Consider the following 22302-nt stretch of genomic DNA (forward strand, 5'->3'; position numbering starts at 1 on the left):
GGTTAGTGAGTGTCGGCAGGCACGAGTTCGTAGATGGCGGTGCCCCAGCCGACGGTGTGCGTGGTTTTCGTGACAAGCCCGGCCCGGGCGATCACGGCGTCGAGTTCCTCCGCGGTGCGCAGGCCCGAGCCGTGCACAGTGAGGGCGAGCAGATCGGCTTCGCCGTCGTGCTCGTCCAGGTCTTCGGTGTCGAACAGGTCTTCGATCAGCAGCACCCGGCCTCCCGGCAGGAGGTTCTCGGCCGCGCGACGCAGCGCGTGGGCGGCATCGGCGTCCGGCAGGGGCTTGAGGACACGGCTGATGAACACCGCATCGGCGGCCGGGCTGGGCTCGAAGAGGGACTGCTCCACCACGTTCACCCGCCCGCGCTGGGCCTCGTCAGGGATGGTGTCGGGCAGGTCGCGACGCAGCCAGTCGGCCTGGGCGGGCAGCGCACAGATCGTCACCTGGAGGTCTGGATGGGCGGCCACGAACTCCTGGCTCAGGATGCTCGCGCCAGCAGAATGGAGAACCAGCTGCTGAACTCCGGCGAGCAGATCGGACTCGGCGATCGAGACGGCCAGCGCGGATTGGAACCCCGCCAGGCGGTCCAGGTAGCGATCCTCGTACTCCTGCTCGGCGCGCACCTCGGCGAACGTCTGCCCGGTCACCGACTGGTAGGAGGCGCGTCCGGTGCGGATCGACTCGGTGAGCCCGAAGATGCCCAGCGTCTCGCGGCCCAGCACGCCGGCGGGATGCAGGGAGTCGACCGTGAAGTCGTTGGTCAGCACCTCGCCCAGTGCGCTTAAGCGGTAGCGTCCGGGCTCGGCCTCAGTGACCAGGCTCAGCGTGTGGAGGTAGCGCAGCAGCTTTCCGAGCGCCCGTTCGTCGGCCCCAGCCTTGGCGGCAAGCTCCGCCACGGTAGTCACCCCGCGCGAGATCAGGTCGGGAATCCCGAGCTCGACGGCGGTGCGGATCGCGACCGGAGGGATCAACTCGGTGAGGTCGTGGATCTGCTGGAACGGGGTCTTGTACTTCTCCGGGTCGGGCATGGCTGCGTCCTCCTCGGAGAGGATGACCTCGCCGCGGCGCCAGTACCCGGTGAACTCGATGTCGGGCTTCGGCATGCCGCGCTCCTCGACCAGGTGGCGACGCAGGTCGCGCACGGCGGTGCGCTCCCCTGCCACCCACGCGAAGGGCCGCCCCTCCCACCAATCGGTGTACTTCACGGCGTCCACCAGCAGCGTGACCGTGCCCGCCTCGGCACCGTGACGCACGAGCCAGGTCACCTCGACGCCGGGAAGCTCGCGCAGCCGCTGCCGGTGATCGTCCTCGGCGACCTCGATGAACACCTGCGCTCGGGCGTCGGCAGGAAGCTCGTCGAGCAGACGGCCGATCGCCGGGAGCGCGGTGTCGTCGCCGGCGACAAGGAACCAGTCGACGTCCGTCGGGAACGACTTGGAGCTGCTGGGACCGCTGAAGTAGGCGCGGTCGCCAGGCTGTGCGCGGTACGCCCACGTGGTCCCGGTGCCCACGCCGTGCTTGACGAAGTCCACGTCCAACTCACCGGCAGCCGGATCCCAGCGGCGCACCGTGTAGTCCCTCGACAACGGACGGCGATCTTTGGGGGCAATCAGCTTGACCGCCCCCTGCTCCGGAAGCACCGGCTCGCTCTCCCCCGGATAGGGGAAGTACAGCGAGAGGTCGTCGTCGAACCCCGGCGAATCGAAGGCGGGCTGCGGGAACCCGTTGGCCGAAGTGAACGCACGCAGTTGCTCGCCAGCCAGCGTGACCCGGCGCATCCCAGGGGTCAGATCAATGACCCGGACCACCTCGGCCTCCCGCAACGTCAGGGGATGCACGGTGAGCCGGCGGGAAGTCTTCGGCATGGTGAAGGCGAGCCTTTCTGATCTACGTCGGGCGTGGGCCGCGCCCCACCGTCAGCGGAGCGCCCTGCTAACCTTAGGTAACCCTTACCTCAAATGGTGTGCGAAAACTGCCGTATAGTTAGGGAACGATGCTTTCGAACCACTTCCTCCCGGGCACCGGCACGCCACCACCCATTCCAGGGGCACGCTCGGTATGGGATGGGTATCGACGCCGCGCGATGGTGTATTGGGTGCGCACCGGCGCCGCCCATGTGCGCCTCGACGATGCTGGGGCATTTCGCCTCACCGCTGGTGAGGGCATCTGGATTCCCGCAGACGGCTGGACTCATCGCGAGATCGTCACCGAGCCAGGTACCGTCGCATTCCCACTGGCGTCCCCGCTCGCTCCGGTATCGGGTGCCGAGCCGATGGCGTTCGACGTTCCCGACGCTTGGCAGGACTGGTTGATCCAGCACTTCAACCTCATGGTGACGCCTCTCCGGGACACCGGCTACTCCCAAGATCGGCTCCTTGCCCTCCTTCGTGGTGCTGGTACACGACCGCCGGGGGCACCGCATCGCGGAAGCCCCCCGGCTTCCGTACTCGAGCCGCCGTCGATGCCGAAAACCGGTGGCGCGAGAGCTGCGGCCGAGGAACTGCTCCGCGACCCGGCACTCGACCTCACCGTCGACGAGTGGGCGGCGCGGGTGCTATCCAGCCCTCGCACGCTGCGCCGCACCTTCCTCGCCGACACCGGCCTCACCTTCGAGCAGTGGCGGCAGCGTTGCCGGCTGAGCGCGGCCGTGGAGTTCCTGGTGGCGGGCTACGGCGTAGACCAGGTGGCCGCGCGAGTGGGCTTCGCCAGCCGCAACGGCTTCACTCGCGCATTCAAACAGCAGTTCGGCGCAACCCCGCACGAGTTCAGCCGCGAGCTACCTGCCCACCCGACTGTCGGCGGGCCATCGCAACGCGTGCTGGCCGCACGTCAGGCCGACAGCCTGCTGCAACTGGTGCGGTGGCGTGACACGCCGATCGTCGCACCGGAGACGATCCCACCCACCCGCACGGCGCCGCACACCAACGACGTGCACGTGCTCAGCTGGGTGTATCGCGGCAGCGGCTACCTGGATATCGGCGATCGGCGCCTTGAGCGTCGGCAAGGCGTCGCCACCTGGATCCCGGCCGGCGTCGAACACGTCACCGGCCTTCACCAAGGGTCCATCTCACTGCCCATCGGAACCGTCGGAACCGACGCTCTACAGCTGACTGAGCCGCTCCAGGCGAGCTTCTCCCGAGCCTGGGACGACTACCTCATGTTCTGCGCCATCAGCGCTCGGTCACGGCTGCGGTCGGACGACTACGACCCCACCCACATCCTTGGCCTGTTCGAAGAGCAACTCGCGACGCAGCGCGCGTTGACGGTGCCGATGCCCACCGACCCCCGCGCGAGGGAAGCGGCCACGCAGTACCTACGCCACATCGGCACGTCATGGGGATCAGACGCGTTCGACGTACCGGCCCCCGTGCATCGAGTCTTTCGTGAGCAGACCGGCATGACTTTCTCCCGCTGGTCCTACGCCGCCCGGATGCGGATGGCCCGAGACCTGCTGGCCGGAGGCGCAAAACCGAGCGCCGTCGCCCGCCGAGTGGGCTACGCCCACCTCCCGACGTTCAGCACCGCGTTCTCCCGCTTCCATGGCCTCTCGCCCCGCGAGTACCAGGAGCACCACCTGGTCGAGAGCTGAGCAGAGGGTCAAGGCGGAAGACCTCCGACCGCCCCAGAATCGGACCGGCTGGGTCGATGTCCGCTGTCGTTGGCCCAGTTTCGATGATCACCCAGCCTTCCGAGCCTCGCGGATGAGCAACCAGATCAGATACAGCCCGCCGAGGCAGACCGTCACGAGGCCCACTGGCACTGCGCGATAGAGCTGCGCAATCACTCGGGACAGAAAATGGGCACCGCTCAGGAGCGCGGCTCCCATGCAACCCGCTGATATGACAGATACCCCCGGCGTGCGAGTGATCCTGCGCGCGAGTTGTGGAGCGGCGAGGGCGACGAACCCGATCGGCCCGGCAGCAGCAGTCACCAACGCCGTGCTTGCCACGCCGGTCACGAGCAAGGCGAGCCGGCAACGGCCAGCATGTACGCCTTGCGCGAGCGCGGCGTCGTCACCAAGCTCTAGCTGCCGTAGCTCGGGCGAGAGGAACCCTGCCACGGCGAGGACGACAAGCCCGATGATCAGCGACGGGACGAGGCTTTCCCAGGAGACGCGTGAGAGTGATCCCGCACCCCAGAACCCGACGGCCATCGCATCTTCGATATCGGCTCGGGTGATCAGATAGGAGTTCAGCGAGCCGAGCGCGGCGGAGACTCCGATACCCACGACGATGAGCCGAAATCCTTGCACTCCGCGCCGATAGGCGAGGACGTAGACCAAGAAGGCAGTCAGGAGTCCCCCGGCGATCGCCGCAGAAGCAATCGACCAGTACCCGGTTGACCCGACCAAGACGATGGTGACCACGACGGCGGTGTACGAGCCGGCGTCGAAGCCGATCACATCAGGCGATCCCAAGGGATTGCGGGTGAGCGACTGGAAGATCGCTCCGCCCACCCCCAGCAGTGCGCCGAAACAGACAGCGGCAACAGCGGACGGAAGGCGCCACTCGACGACGACCATCCAGTGGCGGTCATCCCCCTGCCCGAGGAGAGTCCCGATCACCTCTCCCGGAGACATCGGGTACTCCCCGATGCCGATCGCCAGCACCGCAAGCACGACGGCGACGCCACCGAGCACGGCATTCACGACGGTGGTGCGCACTCGTACCCGCATCGCTACCGCCCGGCCCCACCGCAGGACGCGATGCGCGTAGCCGAAATCAATCGGCCGCCGTTCCTCGATTTTCACAGACCGCTCGCCTTTCCTCGTCGCACGAGCGCGATCAGCACTGGCGCGCCGATCACCGCGGCAAGAACGCCGACCTCGATCTCACCAGGGCGCGCTATCAGACGACCGATCACGTCGGCGGTGAGCACAAGCGTCGGGGCAGCGATGACGGTATACGCGATGATCCACCGTTGATCCGGGCCGACGAACCACCGCGCCACATGCGGAATCATCAGGCCGACGAAAGCGATTCCGCCGGTGAGCGCCGTCGCGCCACCGGCGAGCAGCGTCACGGCGACGATCCCGAGCACACGGGTTCGTGCCACGCTCGCCCCCAACGACGCTGCGAGCTCATCGCCCAGCGCAACAGCATTCAGCGAGCCGGCGACGAGCACCGCCAGGAGCAATCCGACGCCGAGGAACGGCAGCACCGCAGCGGTGTCCCCCAATGACGTGTTGGACACGGAACCGAGCGCCCAGTTCCGTATCGACGTGAAGGTGCTCTCGTCGATCAGCGTCAGAAACGTCGAGTACCCACCCAGCACAGCGCCCAAGGCGACCCCGGCAAGCACCAGTTGGACCGGAGACGCGGCCGCTCGCCCGGCGGAACCGATGAGATACACGAGAACGGTTGCCATCACGGCGCCGGCGAACGCGAACCAGATGTATCCCTCGATGCTGGACACACCGAACAGGCCGACGCCGAGGGTGACGGCGAATCCGGCTCCGGCGTTCACCCCGAGAACGCCGGGGTCGGCAAGCGGGTTGCGAGTGATGGCCTGGATCAACGCACCGGCCACACCGAACGCAACCCCGGTGGCGATGCCGACCACGGTCCGCGGCACACGGAGCGACCAGAAGATCACCGACGCCTCGGAACTGTCCTGGTGCCATAGCCCTAGCCACACCTCACCCAACGTCAGCTGCCTCGTGCCGAGCGCGAGGCTCAAGAGAACGGCCAGCAGCAATGCGCTGGTCAAGACCACGAGCCCGACGACCCGGCGCGAGGCCGACGATGCCCCGGGGTCTATGAGAACTGCTCCTCGATGAGATCGAGCAGCGCGAGGCTGCGCAGGTAGTCGGTCCTGAACGCCCAGTACGGCAGCTCAAAGGCATTTCCGCTCTTGACGGCTGGAAGGGTGCTGTAGATCGGATCCCCGGTGAGCGCGTCGGGCGCGGGCTTGACGATGTCCCCGCCCTGCCAGCCCAGGTAGATCAACGTGGGCGCGGTGAACGCCTCGATGACCTGCTCTCGGGATAGCTCGATCGTGTCCCCTGAACCGAAGGCGGCATCGGCGTACTCCGGATGATCGGCGACGACCGTGTCCGGTTCGAAGCCGAGCTGCGCGAGCAGTTGCGGGAGATCGGAGTCCTCGGGCAACAGGAAGGGGTCGCCGTTCTCCAGCAACATGAGGTAGGCGACGGGGTTCTCCGGAAGCGTGATCGCGGCGGAGACCTCCGTCACACGTGCGTTGAACGTGTTGACGAGTTCAGCCTCGCGATCCGCGACATCGAAGACGTCCGCGAAGAAGGAAAGGTGATCTTGCCAAGTCAGAGCATCGGTGCCGACCAGAACTGTCGGCGCAACCTTGCTCAACTCGTCATAGGCGTCTCGCGCGTTGCTCCCGATCAGCCCCTGCCCGCCCCCGACGATGAGGTCGGGGTCCAGCGCGAGGATCTCCTCGACGTTCATGCCGTCTTCCGAGAAGCCCTCGATCACCTGAGTTGCGTCCCGCTCCGCATGCTCGGCCCAGCTGGGGTACCCGCTGTCGGAGATGTTCGCCTGACCGTAGCTCGCGTACACGGGGATATCCAGCGCGTAGAGGTAGCCCGTGAGGTCCGCGTTCACCACGACGATCTTCTCGGGATTCGTCGGAATGGTGACGTCCCCCTGAGCGGTCGATACCACGCGCGTCGCACCATCGGATGACGGAGCAGCCGTCGGGTCAGACGACGCCGTCGCCGACGTCGCGTCGGATGACGGGGCAGGTGTGGTGGCGGGCGAACAAGCGGTCAGGATGAGCCCAGCGATCACGGTCGCAGCGGCAAGGAATGCACTCCGCCACCTCGGGAGCGTCATGGTCATGGTGGTGTTCTTCTTTCTCTGGGTTGCTCCGTGGGCGACGAGGCCGCGCGGTGTCGGCGAAATGGCCAGTGATAAGGTTAGGCAACCCTCATCTGGTTTGGTGTGCGGGAAACGTCATATACTTAGGCAATGTCGCGCAGCTATCCCGGCCCCGTCGGCACCAGCGAGCCGCCGACGATTCCGGGAACACGATCAGATTCGACTCCTCCACCCCGCCGCCCGGCGCTGTATTGGGTGCGCACCGGCGACGCGCGCGTGCGCATCGACAATGCTGCGACCTTCCTCCTCACTGCCGGCGAAGGCCTCTGGATCCCAGAGGACACCTGGGATCGCCACGAGGTCGTCACGGAACCGGGCACCGTCGCTTTTCCGCTATGGTTCCACTCCGGTTTGGGCGTGGAGTCGCTATCGGGACCCACGCGATTCGAGGTTCCAGACGGCTGGCAGGACTGGCTGATCCAGCTCTTCAACCTGCAATCCACCCCATTCAGCGGTCGCGGGTACTCCCCTGACGCGATCACCGACCTGCTTCGCCACCCCGGCCGACGCTCGCCCATACCGCCCCAAGACGGGAACACCGAACCTTCGCCCACCACGCTCGGGCCACCCCCGATACCGAAGGCCCGAGGAGCCAGGGCGGTGGCCGAGGAACTGATCCGTGACCCCGCCCTCGACCTCACCGTCGAGCAGTGGGCGACCCGGGCGCTCACCAGCCCGAGCAGCTTGCTCCGCGCCTTCCTCGCCGACACCGGTCTCACGTTCCAGCAGTGGCGACTCTGCTGCCGACTGACGACAGCCGTCGAGCACCTGGCCGCCGGGTACAGCGTCGATCGGGTGGCGGCACTGGTGGGCTTCGGCAGCCGAAACGGCTTCACGCGCGCGTTCAAACAGCAGTACGGGATGACACCCCACGAGCTCACCAAGAAGATCTCTGCCGGCGCCAACGCGGAGCAGCGCACCGCAGCGGCACGCCGGACAGACGACCTGATGCGCATGGTGCGGAGGAATCACGGCCCCGCCGCGCCGGAGTTGCTGCCGGCGATGCGCACGCCCCCGCATACAAACGGTTTCCACGTGCTCAGCTGGATGTACCGAGGCAGCGGCTTTCTGGACATCGGCGATCGCCACTACGAGCGGAGGCGGGGCGTCGCAACCTGGATCCCCGCAGGGCTGGAGCACGTCACAGGTCTCCGCGCGAACTCGGTATCGCTGCCCCTCGGAGACGCCAGCCCTGCCGACCTCTCGCTGACCGAACCGCTGCAGGTGCCGTTCTCCCCCGCATGGGACGACTACCTGATGTTCTGCTCCATCAGCGCCCGCACACACCTCCACCCCGACGGCTACGACCCACGGCACATCCTCGGCCTGTTCAGTGAGCAGCTCGCCGCGCAGCGTGCCTTGTCGGTCCCGATGCCCGCCGATCCACGCGCACGTGCGGTGGCGATGGAGTATCTCCGCCGCATCGGCTCATCGGGCGGATCACCCGCTCACGACCTCAGCACGGAGCTCCAGCGGACCTTCCGCGAAGAAACCGGCATGAACTTCTCCCGCTGGCGTTACGCTGCACGCATGCGCATCGCCCGCGACCTCCTGGCCGGAGGAGCCAAACCGAGCGCCGTCGCCCGCCGGGTGGGGTACGCCCACCTCCCCACCTTCAGCACCGCCTTCTCCCGCTTCCACGGAATGTCACCCCGCGAGTACCAAGAACGCGAGACCGACGGCACCTGACGCCCCAGACCGCGGAGGACCCGTCGGCGCTCGTCTACGACGGGGTCCGGGCGCCGTCGTGGCGCCCGGACCGTTCTCCCGTTGAGGCGGGACCGTCATTCCTTAGCGGACAGAGCCGCCAATGCGGCCTCGACCGAGTCCAGGTACTTCGTAGCCAGTCCATAGGAGGAATTGCTGGCGCAGAAAACTCCCAGAGCGTGGCCGTCTTCGACCGCCGGAAGCGCCTGCCAGGTGTTGGTTTCCACCACCGGCTTGAAGTCGACCTGCACCTGACCCTCCTTATCGACGGGGTACAGGATCGCGTCGTACTGCGACAACTCCGCAAGCTGTTCAAAAGACCGGGCCTCGAAGGCCGCATCATCGGCGAGTTCTGGGAGTGTGATGCCGAGTTCCGACACCGCGAGTTCGGCGCATCCACTGTTATCGACGACGAACATCCCGGGCTCGGTCGCCGCCCAGCGATTGAGATTGACGAACGCCGTGCTGGCGATGAGCTCCGAATAAGTGCCCTTAATCGCCGCAACCTTCTCCTCGAACTGGTTCTTCTGCTCACCAAAGACAACCTCTTTGTTGCTGGCCTTTGCCATTCCAGCCGCGGCGGTGGTGCCGTCGGTCGCGAGGCTGAAGAACACCGTCGGCGCGATCGCCTGCAGCTCTGTGGCTATCGCGTCGTAGTCCTCCTGCTGAAGGAACATCAGGATGAGATCCGGTTCGAGACTCGCGATCTTCTCAAGGTCGACCTCGCCGGCACTCGTCCCGACGATCGTCGCGCCTCCATAGGCCGCCTGCTGTTCCGCGCTCAACTTGTCGAAAAGGAAGCCGCTCAACTCCGTCGCTCCCACAGGCGCTCCGCCCAGGTCGATGTACGGCACCGTCGCAGAGCCGAGTGTGACGACTCGTTGCGGGTCAGCGGCCACCTCGATCGTTCCGTTGTCCGCATCGACCGTTTTGGCCTGGGCAGCCGTCGCCTCGGCGGTCGTCGTCTGGCCGACGGTTGGCGCACCGGTCTCCGGCTCACCGGAGCCTGGGTTTCCGTTGCAGGCAGTGAGGGCAAGGGTCGCACTCAGCAGTGTGGCAGCAAAGGCCGCCCTGCGGCGGCGGAGTGAGGTCATGGTTGTGATGTTCCTTACTGAGGTCGTCGGCATACGGACGCAATCCGTTTCCGATCAGATCGAGGGGGGCGCCCGCGCACGATCGGCAGCAGGTCGCCCTAGTAAGGTTAGGGAAACCTAATCTTAAATAGTACGGAGAAAACGCCATATAGTTAGGAGATGGTGGGTTCTCCGGCAGTCGCATTCAACGACGACGGTCCGCCATCGATCCCCGCGGCGCGGCTGGACTGGACGGGGGTCCATCTCCACCCACTGCTGGTCTGGGTGCATGCTGGCTCTGCGCACGCGGTTGTCGATCACGCGGTGGCCTTCCACCTTTCTGCCGGGCAGGGAGCTCTGCTCACGGTGGGTGGGTATCGGCATCGAGGCATCGTCACCGAGCCGGGCTCCGTCGCCTTTCCGCTCTGGCTCGAACCCGGCGGCGGGTTGCCGACCGAGCCGACTCGCTTCGAGGTTCCGGACGGCTGGCGCGACTGGCTGATCCAGTACTTCAATCTGCAGGTCACGCCGTTCAGCGGGCGCGGATACTCTCAGGACACGATCACCGGCCTGTTCCGTCATCCCGGTGCTCAAGCGGCACCGCCAAGGCACACAAAGGAGGCCCTCTCGCCGCTGACACTCGGCCCGCCGCCGATGCCAAGGACCGGGGCTGCCCGGAGGGTCGCCGAGGAACTGATCCGTGACCCTGCGCTCGACTTCACCATCCAAGAATGGGCGACGCAGGTGCTCTCCAGCCCGCGCACCCTGCTACGTCAGTTCCTCACCGACACAGCGCTCACCTTCATGCAATGGCGGCAGCGGTGCCGATTGCACGCGGCAGTCGAACTCCTGGTGGCGGGCTATGAGATCGCTCAGGTGGCCGCGCGGGTGGGCTTCATCAGCCGGGGAGGCTTCGACGACGCCTTCAAGCGTCAGTTCGGGTCGACTCCCTATCGGTTCAGTCGGGAGCTCTCCGCTCGTCTGGCCGATGATCGCGACAATGGCCGCGCAGCTGCGGCACGTCAAGCGGACAATCTGGCGCGCCTGATACGAGGAGGTGATGTTTCCGCTGCGGCACCGCACATGCTGCCCGCGGCTCGGACGCCTTCGCACACCAACGACACACATGTGCTCAGCTGGATGTATCGCGGTAGCGGATACCTGGATATCAGGGGTCGGCGCTACGAGCGGCGACGAGGCGTCGCAACCTGGATCCCTGCCGGCGTCGAGCACGTCACAGGGCTACACCAAGACTCCATCTCCCTCCCACTCGGAGAAGCCAGCACCGCCGACCTACAACTGACCAGACCGTTACAGGCACGGTTCTCCCCCGCATGGGACGACTACCTGATGTTCTGCTCGATCAGCGCCCGCTCCTTGCTGCGCCCCGACGGCTACGACCCCCGACACGTCCTCGACCTGTTCGCCGACCAGGTCGCCACACAACGAGCGCTATCGGTGCCGATGCCCACCAATCCACATGCGCGCGAACTCGCGATGACTTACCTGCGACGGATCGGCACGTCGAGACTCGACGTGCCGGCCGACATCCAGCGCATCTTTGTCGCCGAGACCGGAATGACCTTCGCCCGCTGGTGCTACGCGGCTCGCATGCGCATCGCCCGCGACTTGCTCGGCGGCGGCGCGAAGCCCAGCGCCGTGGCCCGCCGCGTCGGCTACACCCACCTCCCCACCTTCAGCACCGCCTTCTCCCGCTTCCACGGCCTCTCACCGCGCGAGTACCAGGAACAGCACCTCACGAAGGACTGAGACAGATCCAGAGTCCGGAGCCGAAAGGCGTCGCATCGCGGTGACGTTCGCGGTCGCCAGTTGCACATCCGGCTCCGCTTTCGCGTTGCCAGCGGACCGGCCGCCCGCGTTTTTGAACTAAGCAGCCGCGTTTTGTTAGTTCCGAGCCCCGCGTTTTGTTACTTCTAGGCTCCGCAAGATCGAGTCCGGCAACCCCGGTGTCAGCTTCTGGAATGTCACCCAGGTTCTGCGCGCCCTCGGGATCCTGGTTCAAGCCGTCGACGCCATCGATCCCCTCGCCAGCGACATCGGCAGGCTGCGCGCGGCCAACCTCGAGAAGAAGCGCGTTCGACGACCTCGGTCGATGCGCTGACAGACCACGAGGGCGGGCCGTCGAGCGACAGCTCTCGGGCGGCCTGCATGCGCGCAGTTGACAGGCCATGTTCCGCAATGGATGCTCAACCATGACCGGAATCACCATCGATGGCATCGAGATCGACCGCGACCTCGCCGCAGAACCCGCAGCAGTATTCTCAGCCTGGACGACGCCTCAGCACTTCGCACGATGGTTCGGTGGAAAAGACGTCGAAGTACCGCTCACCACGCTCGAGTTCGTCGCCGAGCCAGGTCGCACCTGGGCGGCACAGATGGTTCTGCCGAACGGAGCCACCATCGATTGGGCCGGCGACTTCATCGAGGTCGTCCCCGACAGGCGTCTCGTGTTCACCCTCACCGATCGCCCTGCCGAGCCCACCCGAGCGAAGATCGTCGTCGAACTGACCGCTATCGCCGATGGAACCCGGCTGCACTTCATGCAGGAAACCCCAGGATTCACGCCGGAGCAGCAGCAAGGCCTCATCGCGGGCTGGCAGTCGTTCATCGACGAACTCGAACGGATCGCGACGGAGTAGAGATCGCCGCAGTCCGAGTCCCGGTTATGCGGCGAGCGCCCGGGATCCTGGATCAGACCATTGAGCCCCGCATCGATGCCCTCACTAGCGCGGGCTACGATTCTGCGATGGACGATTCCCCCACACCGATCTGTCACCGGTGCGGCCAGCGCGTGAGCGTCAACGCCGAGTTCTATGACGTCTTCGAGCAGATGCACCAGGTGTGCTTCCATTACTCCTTCGAGCACCGTGACGACCCCGACGAAGAGTGCGGCGCAGGCGGGTGCCCCGCGGGCGGCCTCTCCGCAGCCTCTTTCGCCGCCCGCGTCGGCGGAGTCGATCTCTCACAGACCGGAAACACCGTGGTTCCTGCGATCCTCGCCCTCCGAGAGCTAGGAATGTCGATCGAGCAGAACGCCGGCGGATTCCTGGCCAGGTCCGGCAGCGCCACTTTCTACGCGGAAGATCCCGTTGCCGTGCTCGGCCTTGTGAAACTCGCTGAGATCCGTCGCCCGTGGAGCGCCACCGACCAGGAGATGGACGACATCCTGGCGGAGTTCGACCTGTAGACGAGCGACACCGGCAGGCTGCGCTGAATCCGTTACCCCTGCCTCATCGACGCCCCACTTTCCCCTCGTAGAGCCCGTGCTCCATATTAGATAATGTTCGAAAGTCGTCCCGTGCCCTGAAAGCCTTGATTTCTCGGGCAAAGGCCGGGATCGAACTGGATCGCGGTCCGGGCACCTATACCCAGATTACTGACCCACGAGGACGTGTGGTCGCCGCGATTGAGAAGGTTCAAAACTCGGTCACCCCGCAGATGGCTGTCGACATGGTCGCCCGCTACGAGGCTGGCGCTTCGATACGCGAGGTCGCTGCGGCGTTCAATGTGCATCGCGAGAGCGCGGTGTGGAGCTTCGCCCGCCACTGGTTCGAGCTCGTGCGCTGTCCAAGAGCCCGGAACTTGAAGAACCTGCCCGATGAAGGGATCGTGCTGAACCGCTCTCATGCTCCGTGGCTGTGCGGCAGAGAAGAGGTGCGCGGGGTGGAATCGGAGTGCGCGAAGCCTCCATCTACACGGATCTCATCGTGAGTGGCTTGGATGCCGACAACATCAGCCGTCTGCTCGCTGTTCTGAAGGAGCGCGAGGTCATTCTTCATGTGACCGACCACGATGGCGGTTCCGACGTCCCCTCGTTTGTCGCGCACTCTTCGATGTCCATCCGTGCTCGTGCAGGCGTTCGAAGCCGTCGAGCATCACATCGAGGGTGAACGCGAACTCGAACTCATCGTCGCATCCGTGGCCCACGACGGAATCGTCGTGCTGGGCTACACCCGCCATCAGTACGATGTTGGGATAGACCTGTGCCATCTGCTGCATCATCTGTGCCTGCATCTCCGGCGAGATGGTGCTCGCTGCTTCCTGGGACGGGACGCGCGACTCATCGAAGAGCTCCTGGGTGAAACCCCACATCCGCCCGCCGAGCGCATGCATGACGTGGTGCGTGAGGTCGGCGGAGAACCCGCCGGCAAGGAACATGCCGATCATCGACTCCATATATGCGAGCACCGCAGGGGTCTTGTTCGTGCGAGTTTCGATGACCTGCCGCGACCACGCATGCTGCAGGAGCGCGCGCCGCGCGGAAAGCACGCGATGCCGCACAGTCGCCTTCCAATCCGCACCCTCAAGAGCGGGATTGATCTCACCGATCAGCACTTCCACCATGCCGTCGAGCAGCTCCTCTTTGTTGGCGACGTGCCTGTAGAGGGCCATCGGCACCACATCGAGTTCCTGAGCGAGGCGGCGCATGCTGAGCGCATCAATGCCGATCTCATCGGCAAGTGTCACGGCTGCCTGCAGCACGCGGTCACGGTTCAGGCGCACGCGATGCTGGCTGTCGTCCTTCGCCATCTGGCACCTCCACTCAGAGAGTCTGGCGAACCTTCGGCTCCACCCGGGCTCGACTTGACAAGTTTACAACGTACACACTAGCCTGACACTCAATGTGTACGGTGTACACGTCGGAGTGAAGGAGCAGGAATCCATGAACGCCTCCACAGTCCCCCTAGAACTCACGGGAGGCACTCGACCGTCCCGCACCCAGTGGCTCGTGCCGGTGGGTCTGATCCTGGTCAGCCTGATCCCGATCATTGCCGGATCATTGCGCCTTGCCGAGTTGACCGGTGGCGCGGTGGTCACGCCGGGCAACGCTCGCTTCTTCGATTCGCCGGTACCCGTAGTCGTTCATATCGTCACCGCGACGCTGTTTTGCCTGCTCGGCGCGTTTCAGTTCGTTCCCGCGTTGCGTCGCCAGCGCCGCTGGCATCGAATGGCCGGTCGCGTGATCGTTCCAGTCGGGCTCCTCTCGGCATTGTCAGGGATGTGGATGGCCGTTTTCTACGACCTGCCCGCGCATGACGGCACTGTCCTGCTGTTCGTGCGCCTCTTCTTCGGTGGGTCCATGGTTGCCAGTCTCCTGATCGCCTTCGGCGCGATCCGCCGACGCGACCTCGCAACACATGGCGATTGGATGACGCGGGCATACGCTCTTGGGCTCGGTGCCGGCACGCAGGCGATTCTGCTGATGCCGGTGACAGCGGCGTTCGGGTCAGTGGATCAGCTTGCCCGCGCTGCGACGATGGCCGCGGCTTGGGTGGTCAACCTGCTCGTGGCGGAGTTCGCGATCCTCCGCCGACGCCGCCGATCGACGGCTGCGGGATCCCGAGAGGGATCTACTCGCGCATATGTCCAGGCGGGCGTCGAACGAGCAGAAGGTGCAGAGTCGCATTCCGAGACCATGCGAGCCGCGACCTACCATCACTTTGGAGCACCCGAGGTCGTCACGGTTGCAGAGGTTGCGAGACCCGCACCCCAGGCCGGGGAAGTGCGGGTGCGGGTATTGGCGAGCACAGTCAGCGCCGCTGATCACCGCGCACGGAGCCGCGACATTCCTTCCGGCCTGCGACTTCTTTCAGGCTTCACAATCGGCTTCCGCCGCCCGAGTCGCCCCGTGCTCGGCATGGACTTCGCAGGCGTGGTCGACGCTGTCGGCGATGACGTCACGAACCTCAGTATCGGCGACGAAGTGATCGCCATGCCTGGCAGCGCATATGGCGGACACGCGGAGTACGCGATCATTCGAGCCGACGGCGCGATCACCTTGAAGCCACAGAACTTGGACTTCGACGCGGCGGCATCTCTCATCTTCGGTGGGATCACGGCGCTCGGATTCATGAACCAGGTCAAGATCGCTCCGGGCGACACGGTTCTCGTGAACGGCGGATCCGGCGCCGTCGGCCTTGCCGCCATGCAGCTCGCGAAGCAGCTGAATGCCGAGGTGACAGCGGTGACGAGCGAGAAGAATCGAGAGTTGGTCACGGAGTTCGGTGCCGATCATGTGATCGACTACGAAAGCGAAGACTTCACGACTCAGGGCCTCAGCTACGACGCTGTCATCGACTGCGTAGGAAACGTGCCGTTCGCACGTCTCGCGGGCGTTGCGAAACCAAGCGGTGCTGTGCTTCACGTCGCCGCAGACTTTGCCGCAGTCGCACTGTCGGCGTGGCGCACTCGCCGCACCGGAAAGTTCTGCACCGCGATGGTCGGGAAGTATCGCGCAGAGGACCTTGCCCACCTTGTGGCCCACGCCGAGAGCGGTCAGTTCAAGCCGACGATCGATCGAACGTATGACCTCGCCGACATCGTCGAAGCCCATCGCTACGTCGACCTGGGCCGCAAACGCGGGAGCGTGGTCCTTCGGATCGCATCGGCGTAGTCCGAGGCACCGGAACACGTAGGGGCCATCGCTCCACGAGTTCCAGAAATTCGACTGTACGAAACGCCTGTAGCCACTGAGACCATCACGGTGATAGCGGCGGAGATTTGCACACCTGTCGGTCGCGAAGAGTTCGTCTTCATCGGCGAGGTAGTGCTGTTCATCTGGCTACTCGAATGGAGCGGCCGAACAGGAAACAAGAAGCACGACTGAGCGCGGAAAGAGAGCAATTTCATGCCAAACTCCAGGCACACGCCCCGTACCCATACCATCAGCGAGTTCTCCCAGACAGCTCCTGCAGCACTAGTGCCTCAGGATCCTGGGGCTCGCGCAGCAGCGCAGGGCGGGCTTCAGCAACTCTCACTGAGAAACACTCTGCTCGTCTGGCTCGGTGTCGCAGGGCCGATGGCGATCCTCGTCTGGGTCGTCTGGCCGATGCTCAGCACGGTGACCTCGATGAACTCGGGCATGCTGTTCTGGCTGCTCATGACCTGTGGCATGATCTGGCAATTCGTGTTCTCACTGATCCTGCTGCACCAAGAGCTAGGCACCCTGCGATGGTCCGTCATCGCCCCAAGGATCTGGGCGCAACAGCCTCGCGATCCTCGAACCGGCAACCCACGACCCCGCCTGTGGTGGATGCTCATCCCAATCGCCGCGGCCTTCGCTGTTCTCACCCTCACCAGTGATCTGCTGACGTCACTCATGGAGGCCGTCGGACTCACCGAACTCACAGGCGCGAGCATCAGCGGACTCGCCGATCCTGCGTTCACCGGTCAATGGTGGATCTTCGCCGTTGCAGTGATCAGCTTCGTCTTTAACTACGCACTGGGCGAGGAGCTGTTCTTCCGCGGGGTGCTGCTACCACGCATGCAGGGCGTGTTCGGCCGGTGGGACTGGCTCGCAAACGCTGTCTTGTTCACGATCTACCACACGCAGAAGCTCTGGACTTTGCCGATCGTGCTCCTCACAGCACTGCCCTTCAGTTGGGCAGCTCGGCGGTATCGCACCATCTGGTTCGCGGTGATCTTGCACGCAATCGAAGGGGTCGTCGTGCTCGTGTTGGTGTTCGCCGTGGTGAGTGGCCTCGCTTTCTCGTGACGGCGAGCAAGAGCAGCGAACGCGAGGAGCAAGGACGAAGCCTCATGAACCCAGCAATCAAGAGGCGGTCCGAAGCACAGGAACATTTAGGGGCCATCGCGCTTCGAGTGCCAATAATTCGACTGGACAAAACGCTTGTAGCCACTGAGACCATCACGGTGACAGCGGCGGACATGAGCACACCTGCCGGTCGCGGGCAGATGCGGAGCCAGTAGGAGCTCATATCGTGACCACGTTGCTGTCGGAGGAGGCCCTGTTCGCTGGTGTCGGTGTCCCGCTCAGGGTGCTGGCGCAGGCGACAGAGGTGCCGTCAAGACCGGTCAGATCAACCCGGCGACTCGAGATGCGCTGCGCGGCATGCTCCATCATGCACTGGATCGCCTCACGAAAGCCGCGTCGACCGAGGCCGCAGATCTCACGCTTCGGCGCACCGAGAACCTGGCCGAGCAAGACCGTCTCCTCGAGTCGCATCTGAAAGACGCGCTGAGCCTCGAGCAGTTCAAGAAGTACCAGGATCGGCTCCGCGCCGACCTCGACGAGCGGCTCGCGGAACATAACAACGACTACACCGAGGCCCGCAACCACATCGACGACTGCCTCGACCTCGCCACCGACATCGGACGTATCTACGCGGGCTGCAACGACCAGAACCGCCGCCTGGCGAACCAGGCGTTCTTCACTCGCATCCGCATCGGCGAGTACAAGCAACTTGAGGCCGAACTCGCGAAGCCCTTCACGGTGCTGCTGGACCCGAGCGTCCAGCAGGAAGCCCTCGCGCGCGACGAGCACGGCGACGGCACAGGGGGCGAGAACGAAACCGCGACGCTGTCTCGTGTGTCGCAGTTTCGAACATCGCGCATTGAGTGCCCCCAGCGGGGCTCGAACCCGCGACCCATGGATTAAAAGTCCACTGCTCTGCCAACTGAGCTATAGGGGCCCGTCCAGCATAGCGGCGGGCAGCAGGTGAGGGACACTTGGAGGCATGGCGGACTGGATGTGGCTACTGATAGCCCTTGGCATCGGGATCCCCCTGCTTGCCGGAGCGGTCGTCGTCGACCTGCGACGGCGACGCCGCACCGAGGGACCATCGCAGTCGGCAGCACCAGGCGACTCCTCGCCCGCCTTCCTCACGCAGGAGGACATCGACCATCTTCCCGAGCCCCAGGCCTCAGCTAATCCGTGGCCGAAGCAAGGACGACGATTCGAGTTCGGGTACGCCCACCCAGACTTCCGTACCCACGGCACCACGGCCCAATGGGAGAACGCGGTCGTGCTGGTGGTGGACGGGCCTGTCCTGGATATGCGCCAGCTCGTCGGCCCGCTCGGGCGCGCCACCATCGACGCCCCGCTGGCACTCGTGGCACCGTCGTACTCCCCCGACGTGCTCGCGACCCTGTCGGCGAACCGACGCGCCTTGAACATGCCGGTCCTTGCTTGCACGGCGTCGGAGACCGATGTGGCCGAACTCGCGACCTGGTGCGGGGCAGAGATACTCTCACCCAGCGACCTGTCCGCAGGCTACGTTCCCGCCGCCGCTCTCGGCAGGGCTCGCCGCTGGATCAGCGAGGCACGAGGCAGCTGGGTGGAGCCCGCCTTCCCACACGAGGACTAGCCTCCCTCGCCTCTCGACGACCCGAAACCCTGAACCTAAACTTCAGGTTTAGGTATACTTAAGTCGTACTCACTTTTGTCTTAGGTACAAAGGGACATTCGACGTTTGGCTAGTCGACATCTGGCGCATTGCACCTAGTCAGAGCGCTACCACCGTAGGCATAGCATATTTTGCACGATTTCACCATAGTCATTTGTCCATTCAGGAAATTCTCAGATCCAGCCTTGTGGCCAAGCAGCGCCCCTCCTAATGTCCAGGGTGCAGGTGGGGGAAACCATCAAGGACCAGCGAGGGAGACCTCCCGAGCACATCGGAAGTGCCGGGGGTTCTGAGGAGGACTCATGAGGGCAGTAAGAAGCCTACGAGCGTGCGGTGCGGCGGCAGGACTGGCGCTGCTTCTGCAGACGACGGGGTCGCTGGTCTTGGGACCACTCGCCGATGCCGACACCACCATGACGGCGACCACCCGCGTGCACGTGAGAAGCGAACCCTCCACATCAGCCAAGAGCCTCACCATCCTGAGCTCGGGCGAGGAAGTGACGGCTGGCCGCACCTCGGACGACGGCTGGACCGAGGTCACCTACCAGGGGCAGAAGGCCTACGTCTTCGGCAAGTACCTCAGCGGGAAGACAACCTCGGCGCCCGTGCAGGACTCCGGCGCGACGGGCACCGCCTACACCACCGGCACACTGAACGTTCGAACCGGCCCGGGCACGAGCTACAGCAAGGTGGGCACGGCCGCCAAGGGCACCGCCCTGACGCTCACCGGCAAGATCAGCGGGAACTTCACCCAGATCCTGTGGCGAGACAAGGAACACTGGGTCGCCAGCTCCTACCTCTCTGAGAGCAAGCCATCGAATCCTGCCACGCTTCCCAAGGTCACGAGCAAGGGCAAGGCGACCACCGCCCTCATGATTCGCACCACGTCGACGAGTTCCTTCCAATCCCTCGGAGACGTGCCCCGCAACACCATCCTGGACCTCACCGGCAAGGTCGAGAACGGCATGGCCCAGGTGATCTGGGAAGGCAACGTCCACTGGGTCAACAACCGCTACCTGACGGCGGTCGAAGAGGACAGCACGCCGGAGGCCCCGTCGTCGCAGCCCAAGACGTCCACCCGATACGCCACCGCCGATCTCAACGTGTGGGCGAAGAGCAGCGGCTTGTCCCACTCGACCGAGATCCCGCGAGGATCGAAGATCCAGGTCACGGGCACCATCGAGAACGGACGCGCGGAGATCATCCACAACGGTGCACGCCGCTGGGTCACCTCGCGTTACACCAGCACCACCAAGCCGACGACCACTCCCCCAGCGGCGGGCGGTGGCCTGGTCAAGGGTCCGTCGTCCACCACCGATCGCGCCAACATCAATAAGGGCTACTCCAGCGGCCTCGACAAGGTGAACGACGACGCCAAGCGCATCGCCTGGTACGTCTGGGACAACTACCCCGCGATCAGGACGATGTACGGCTGGCGCCGCGACGTCACCCCCGATCACCCGGCCGGCCGCGCCATCGACGTGATGATCCCCAACTACCGCAAGGACAATCGCGTCGGCGACGAGATCGCCCAGTTCTTCCGCGACAACGCCAAGGAGTTCGGCGTCAGCTACATCATCTGGGACCAGAAGATCTGGAGCGTCGCGCGCAACAGCGAAGGCTGGCGCCACATGGCCAGCCGCGGCGGCGATACCGCCAACCACAAGGACCACGTCCACATCAACACCTACTGAGCCATCTCCCGCACGCCCGCACGGGCCGGTACCCGCAAGGTGCCGGCCCGCTGGCTTGCACAGCACCCCGCTCGCCCCCTAAACTTTTCCGAGCTAGTCCCCATCGTCTAGCGGCCTAGGACTCCGCCCTTTCACGGCGGCAGCACGGGTTCGAATCCCGTTGGGGATGCGAGACGTCTTCGGACGACTCATTCTTCTTGACCGAAGAATGCCGGTAAATCGGCAGAGAACGGCGGATTTTACATCAGCCCAATCTGCCAGTAAGGTTTACCGAGTCGGGTTCGCCCGACAGGCCAAGAAATTGGCCCCGTGGCGCAGTTGGTTAGCGCGCCGCCCTGTCACGGCGGAGGTCGCGGGTTCGAGTCCCGTCGGGGTCGCTAGAGTGGTGAAAGCCACTCGGTCGGCCAGGTAGCTCAGTTGGTACGAGCGCTCGCCTGAAAAGTGAGAGGTCGCCGGTTCGACCCCGGCCCTGGCCACAAAAGCAAAATCAAAGCCCCACCACGGTGGGGCTTTTGTTTATTCGGTTACCTTTTCGATCGCTTCGGGCTCTTCCTCCCGCTCTTCCCGCGGCTCAGGAACCCTGCTGTAGGCACCGAGGAATCTACTCACCTCGTCGAAGAACATCGCGCGTGCGGGAGCGGCCGACAAGACGATGTCGTGCACGGCGTCCGGGATGCGCACTAGCGTGACGTGGTGGCCCAGACGATGCACACGCGACGCGATCCGCTCGACGTCCAGCACGACGTCGGCCGTCCTGAGTCCCTCGTGCCACTTACGCGAGAAATCACTGCGCTCAGCCGTCAGCACGAGCACTGGGCAATCGACGGACAGTCCGTGCTCAACCCGGGTTTGACCAGCCATGATGGCCTTCAACCACCCGATCCTGATGCCGAAGGCGGGATCGCCTTTGAACTTCGGGTTGTAGTCCCACTCCCCCTCCAAGGCCGCGGAGATCGTGCGCGCGTAGAAGCCGCCATCGCTCATGACGAGCGTCCTGGTGGACGCCACGGCGCTCATCGCGTTGAACACAGGCTGCGCCGCCGGTCGGAGGACCGGAGAGCCCTGCATCTCGATCCAGGGCGCGTTGAGCACGACGGCCGAAAAGGCCCCCGGACGCTCATGGGCGTATAAAACGGCAGCGAGACCACCCGTCGAATGCCCCATCAAGACGATCTCCCGATAGCCCTGATCTCGAAGCAACTCGTATGCGGCGTCGAACTCCGCGAAATAGTCTTCGAGAGCAGCGACATATCCGGCCAGCTGACCACCTCGCAAAGAGCGACCATAACGGCGCAATTCGAGGGCATAGAAGTCGAAACCATCACGCGCGACAGAATCTGCCAGATGAGTCTGGAAGAAATAGTCGTTCCAGCCGTGCACATAAAGCAGTGCACGAGGCCCCGTCGGGGAATTCCTGCGCACGACCGTCGCTACTAGCGAGCCGGCGGGCTCGAAGTCATAGGTGGGTTCGTCCGGCAGCGGAATAGTGGTGAGTTCGTATCCTGCGAGCTCCGCGTCTGGGAGCCACTCGACCATCGCCCTTGCCTCAGCGCCGGACGTCAGGGACGCGTGTCGTCACCTGTAAAGGAGTCGTCGTCATCCGCGTAAGGATCACCCGGGTCTGAGTAAGCGTCGGGAACCTCATCGTTGCTGCTGTCGCTGCTGTAACCACGCAGCTCGCGCTCGAGTGAGGCGAAATCGGTGTCTACGGAGCGGTACTTCAGGTCGCGTGCGACCCTCGTCTGCTTTGCCTTTGCACGGCCGCGTCCCATATCGGGTCGACCCCCTTGCTTCTGTCCTCGCG

General features: G+C 64.8%; 19 protein-coding genes and 4 tRNA genes. 13 read left to right on the top strand and 10 right to left on the bottom strand.

The window, feature by feature from the left end:
* Positions 1-2: 2 nt before the first annotated feature.
* Positions 3-1868, bottom strand: coding sequence for a siderophore-interacting protein (locus tag P0D62_RS01895; RefSeq protein WP_275700911.1), 1866 nt, complete (start codon positions 1866-1868; stop codon positions 3-5).
* Between the two features lie 128 nt (positions 1869-1996).
* Here P0D62_RS01895 and P0D62_RS01900 point away from each other — a divergent pair, with 128 nt between their 5' ends.
* Positions 1997-3592 (top strand): helix-turn-helix transcriptional regulator, encoded by a 1596-nt coding sequence (locus tag P0D62_RS01900; protein ID WP_275700912.1) that lies wholly within the window; start codon positions 1997-1999, stop codon positions 3590-3592.
* Positions 3593-3679: 87 nt separating this feature from the next.
* Here P0D62_RS01900 and P0D62_RS01905 read toward each other — a convergent pair whose 3' ends face one another.
* Genes P0D62_RS01905 through P0D62_RS01915 form a run of 3 tightly spaced genes read right to left on the bottom strand, consistent with a single transcriptional unit; the run spans position 3680 to position 6818 of the window.
* Complete coding sequence (locus P0D62_RS01905; RefSeq protein WP_275700913.1) at positions 3680-4753, bottom strand: FecCD family ABC transporter permease; 1074 nt, start codon at positions 4751-4753, stop codon at positions 3680-3682.
* Positions 4750-5718 (bottom strand): FecCD family ABC transporter permease, encoded by a 969-nt coding sequence (locus P0D62_RS01910; RefSeq protein ID WP_275700914.1) that lies wholly within the window; start codon positions 5716-5718, stop codon positions 4750-4752. The genes P0D62_RS01905 and P0D62_RS01910 overlap by 4 nt, the downstream gene beginning before the upstream one ends.
* A gap of 41 nt (positions 5719-5759) precedes the next feature.
* On the bottom strand, positions 5760-6818 hold the full coding sequence (locus tag P0D62_RS01915) for an ABC transporter substrate-binding protein (protein ID WP_275700915.1): 1059 nt from the start codon (positions 6816-6818) through the stop codon (positions 5760-5762).
* A gap of 129 nt (positions 6819-6947) precedes the next feature.
* On the opposite strand from P0D62_RS01915, the gene P0D62_RS01920 reads away from it, so the two are divergent.
* Positions 6948-8546: an AraC family transcriptional regulator gene (locus P0D62_RS01920; protein ID WP_275700916.1), complete on the top strand. Its 1599-nt coding sequence runs from the start codon at positions 6948-6950 to the stop codon at positions 8544-8546.
* A 95-nt stretch (positions 8547-8641) separates the two neighbouring features.
* Here P0D62_RS01920 and P0D62_RS01925 read toward each other — a convergent pair whose 3' ends face one another.
* Positions 8642-9658, bottom strand: coding sequence for an ABC transporter substrate-binding protein (locus tag P0D62_RS01925; protein WP_275700917.1), 1017 nt, complete (start codon positions 9656-9658; stop codon positions 8642-8644).
* A gap of 159 nt (positions 9659-9817) precedes the next feature.
* Here P0D62_RS01925 and P0D62_RS01930 point away from each other — a divergent pair, with 159 nt between their 5' ends.
* From P0D62_RS01930 to P0D62_RS01945, 4 genes are all read left to right on the top strand, one after another.
* The gene (locus tag P0D62_RS01930) at positions 9818-11407 is read left to right on the top strand and encodes an AraC family transcriptional regulator (protein WP_275700918.1); all 1590 of its coding nucleotides are present in this window, start codon (positions 9818-9820) and stop codon (positions 11405-11407) included.
* A gap of 443 nt (positions 11408-11850) precedes the next feature.
* Positions 11851-12297, top strand: coding sequence for an SRPBCC family protein (locus P0D62_RS01935; protein ID WP_275700919.1), 447 nt, complete (start codon positions 11851-11853; stop codon positions 12295-12297).
* A 107-nt stretch (positions 12298-12404) separates the two neighbouring features.
* Positions 12405-12845, top strand: coding sequence for a hypothetical protein (locus tag P0D62_RS01940; protein WP_275700920.1), 441 nt, complete (start codon positions 12405-12407; stop codon positions 12843-12845).
* Positions 12846-12970: 125 nt separating this feature from the next.
* Entirely contained in the window at positions 12971-13369 is a 399-nt protein-coding gene (locus tag P0D62_RS01945) for a hypothetical protein (RefSeq protein WP_275700921.1), read from the top strand.
* A 57-nt stretch (positions 13370-13426) separates the two neighbouring features.
* On the opposite strand, the gene P0D62_RS01950 is transcribed toward P0D62_RS01945, so the two are convergent.
* Positions 13427-14188, bottom strand: a complete 762-nt coding sequence (locus P0D62_RS01950) for a TetR/AcrR family transcriptional regulator (protein WP_275700922.1) — start codon at positions 14186-14188, stop codon at positions 13427-13429.
* Positions 14189-14321: 133 nt separating this feature from the next.
* Between P0D62_RS01950 and P0D62_RS01955 the strand changes: the two genes are divergently transcribed.
* A complete protein-coding gene (locus tag P0D62_RS01955) occupies positions 14322-16052 on the top strand; it encodes a DUF2306 domain-containing protein (RefSeq protein WP_275700923.1) in 1731 nt (576 codons plus the stop codon).
* 405 nt (positions 16053-16457) lie between these two features.
* Positions 16458-17153, top strand: a complete 696-nt coding sequence (locus tag P0D62_RS01960) for a CPBP family intramembrane glutamic endopeptidase (protein ID WP_275700924.1) — start codon at positions 16458-16460, stop codon at positions 17151-17153.
* 219 nt (positions 17154-17372) lie between these two features.
* Here P0D62_RS01960 and P0D62_RS01965 read toward each other — a convergent pair whose 3' ends face one another.
* Together P0D62_RS01965 and P0D62_RS01970 are read right to left on the bottom strand one after the other, a co-directional pair.
* The gene (locus P0D62_RS01965; protein ID WP_275700925.1) at positions 17373-17942 is read right to left on the bottom strand and encodes a hypothetical protein; all 570 of its coding nucleotides are present in this window, start codon (positions 17940-17942) and stop codon (positions 17373-17375) included.
* Between the two features lie 75 nt (positions 17943-18017).
* Positions 18018-18090, bottom strand: a tRNA-Lys gene (locus tag P0D62_RS01970).
* Positions 18091-18135: 45 nt separating this feature from the next.
* Here P0D62_RS01970 and P0D62_RS01975 point away from each other — a divergent pair.
* The 5 genes from P0D62_RS01975 to P0D62_RS01995 all read left to right on the top strand — a co-directional run bounded on the left by P0D62_RS01975 (position 18136) and on the right by P0D62_RS01995 (position 20974).
* Complete coding sequence (locus P0D62_RS01975) at positions 18136-18765, top strand: hypothetical protein (protein ID WP_275700926.1); 630 nt, start codon at positions 18136-18138, stop codon at positions 18763-18765.
* Positions 18766-19106: 341 nt separating this feature from the next.
* Positions 19107-20498, top strand: coding sequence for an SH3 domain-containing protein (locus tag P0D62_RS01980; protein ID WP_275700927.1), 1392 nt, complete (start codon positions 19107-19109; stop codon positions 20496-20498).
* Positions 20499-20594: 96 nt separating this feature from the next.
* A tRNA-Glu gene (locus tag P0D62_RS01985) sits at positions 20595-20667 on the top strand.
* Positions 20668-20801: 134 nt separating this feature from the next.
* A tRNA-Asp gene (locus P0D62_RS01990) sits at positions 20802-20875 on the top strand.
* A gap of 25 nt (positions 20876-20900) precedes the next feature.
* A tRNA-Phe gene (locus P0D62_RS01995) sits at positions 20901-20974 on the top strand.
* A gap of 40 nt (positions 20975-21014) precedes the next feature.
* Here P0D62_RS01995 and P0D62_RS02000 read toward each other — a convergent pair.
* Positions 21015-22034: an alpha/beta hydrolase gene (locus P0D62_RS02000; protein WP_275700928.1), complete on the bottom strand. Its 1020-nt coding sequence runs from the start codon at positions 22032-22034 to the stop codon at positions 21015-21017.
* Positions 22035-22057: 23 nt separating this feature from the next.
* Entirely contained in the window at positions 22058-22270 is a 213-nt protein-coding gene (locus P0D62_RS02005; RefSeq protein ID WP_275700929.1) for a DUF3073 domain-containing protein, read from the bottom strand.
* Positions 22271-22302 lie beyond the last annotated feature (32 nt).

The organism is Tessaracoccus caeni, assembly GCF_029211185.1.
GTDB lineage: Bacteria > Actinomycetota > Actinomycetes > Propionibacteriales > Propionibacteriaceae > Arachnia > Arachnia caeni.

Coding starts and splice junctions, on each gene's coding strand:
- P0D62_RS01895 (WP_275700911.1), bottom strand. CDS start 1,868: ATGCCGAAGACTTCCCGCCGGCTCACCGTGCATCCCCTGACGTTGCGG.
- P0D62_RS01900 (WP_275700912.1), top strand. CDS start 1,997: ATGCTTTCGAACCACTTCCTCCCGGGCACCGGCACGCCACCACCCATT.
- P0D62_RS01915 (WP_275700915.1), bottom strand. CDS start 6,818: ATGACCATGACGCTCCCGAGGTGGCGGAGTGCATTCCTTGCCGCTGCG.
- P0D62_RS01920 (WP_275700916.1), top strand. CDS start 6,948: ATGTCGCGCAGCTATCCCGGCCCCGTCGGCACCAGCGAGCCGCCGACG.
- P0D62_RS01925 (WP_275700917.1), bottom strand. CDS start 9,658: ATGACCTCACTCCGCCGCCGCAGGGCGGCCTTTGCTGCCACACTGCTG.
- P0D62_RS01930 (WP_275700918.1), top strand. CDS start 9,818: ATGGTGGGTTCTCCGGCAGTCGCATTCAACGACGACGGTCCGCCATCG.
- P0D62_RS01935 (WP_275700919.1), top strand. CDS start 11,851: ATGACCGGAATCACCATCGATGGCATCGAGATCGACCGCGACCTCGCC.
- P0D62_RS01940 (WP_275700920.1), top strand. CDS start 12,405: ATGGACGATTCCCCCACACCGATCTGTCACCGGTGCGGCCAGCGCGTG.
- P0D62_RS01950 (WP_275700922.1), bottom strand. CDS start 14,188: ATGGCGAAGGACGACAGCCAGCATCGCGTGCGCCTGAACCGTGACCGC.
- P0D62_RS01955 (WP_275700923.1), top strand. CDS start 14,322: ATGAACGCCTCCACAGTCCCCCTAGAACTCACGGGAGGCACTCGACCG.
- P0D62_RS01960 (WP_275700924.1), top strand. CDS start 16,458: ATGGCGATCCTCGTCTGGGTCGTCTGGCCGATGCTCAGCACGGTGACC.
- P0D62_RS01975 (WP_275700926.1), top strand. CDS start 18,136: ATGGCGGACTGGATGTGGCTACTGATAGCCCTTGGCATCGGGATCCCC.
- P0D62_RS01980 (WP_275700927.1), top strand. CDS start 19,107: ATGAGGGCAGTAAGAAGCCTACGAGCGTGCGGTGCGGCGGCAGGACTG.
- P0D62_RS02000 (WP_275700928.1), bottom strand. CDS start 22,034: ATGGTCGAGTGGCTCCCAGACGCGGAGCTCGCAGGATACGAACTCACC.
- P0D62_RS02005 (WP_275700929.1), bottom strand. CDS start 22,270: ATGGGACGCGGCCGTGCAAAGGCAAAGCAGACGAGGGTCGCACGCGAC.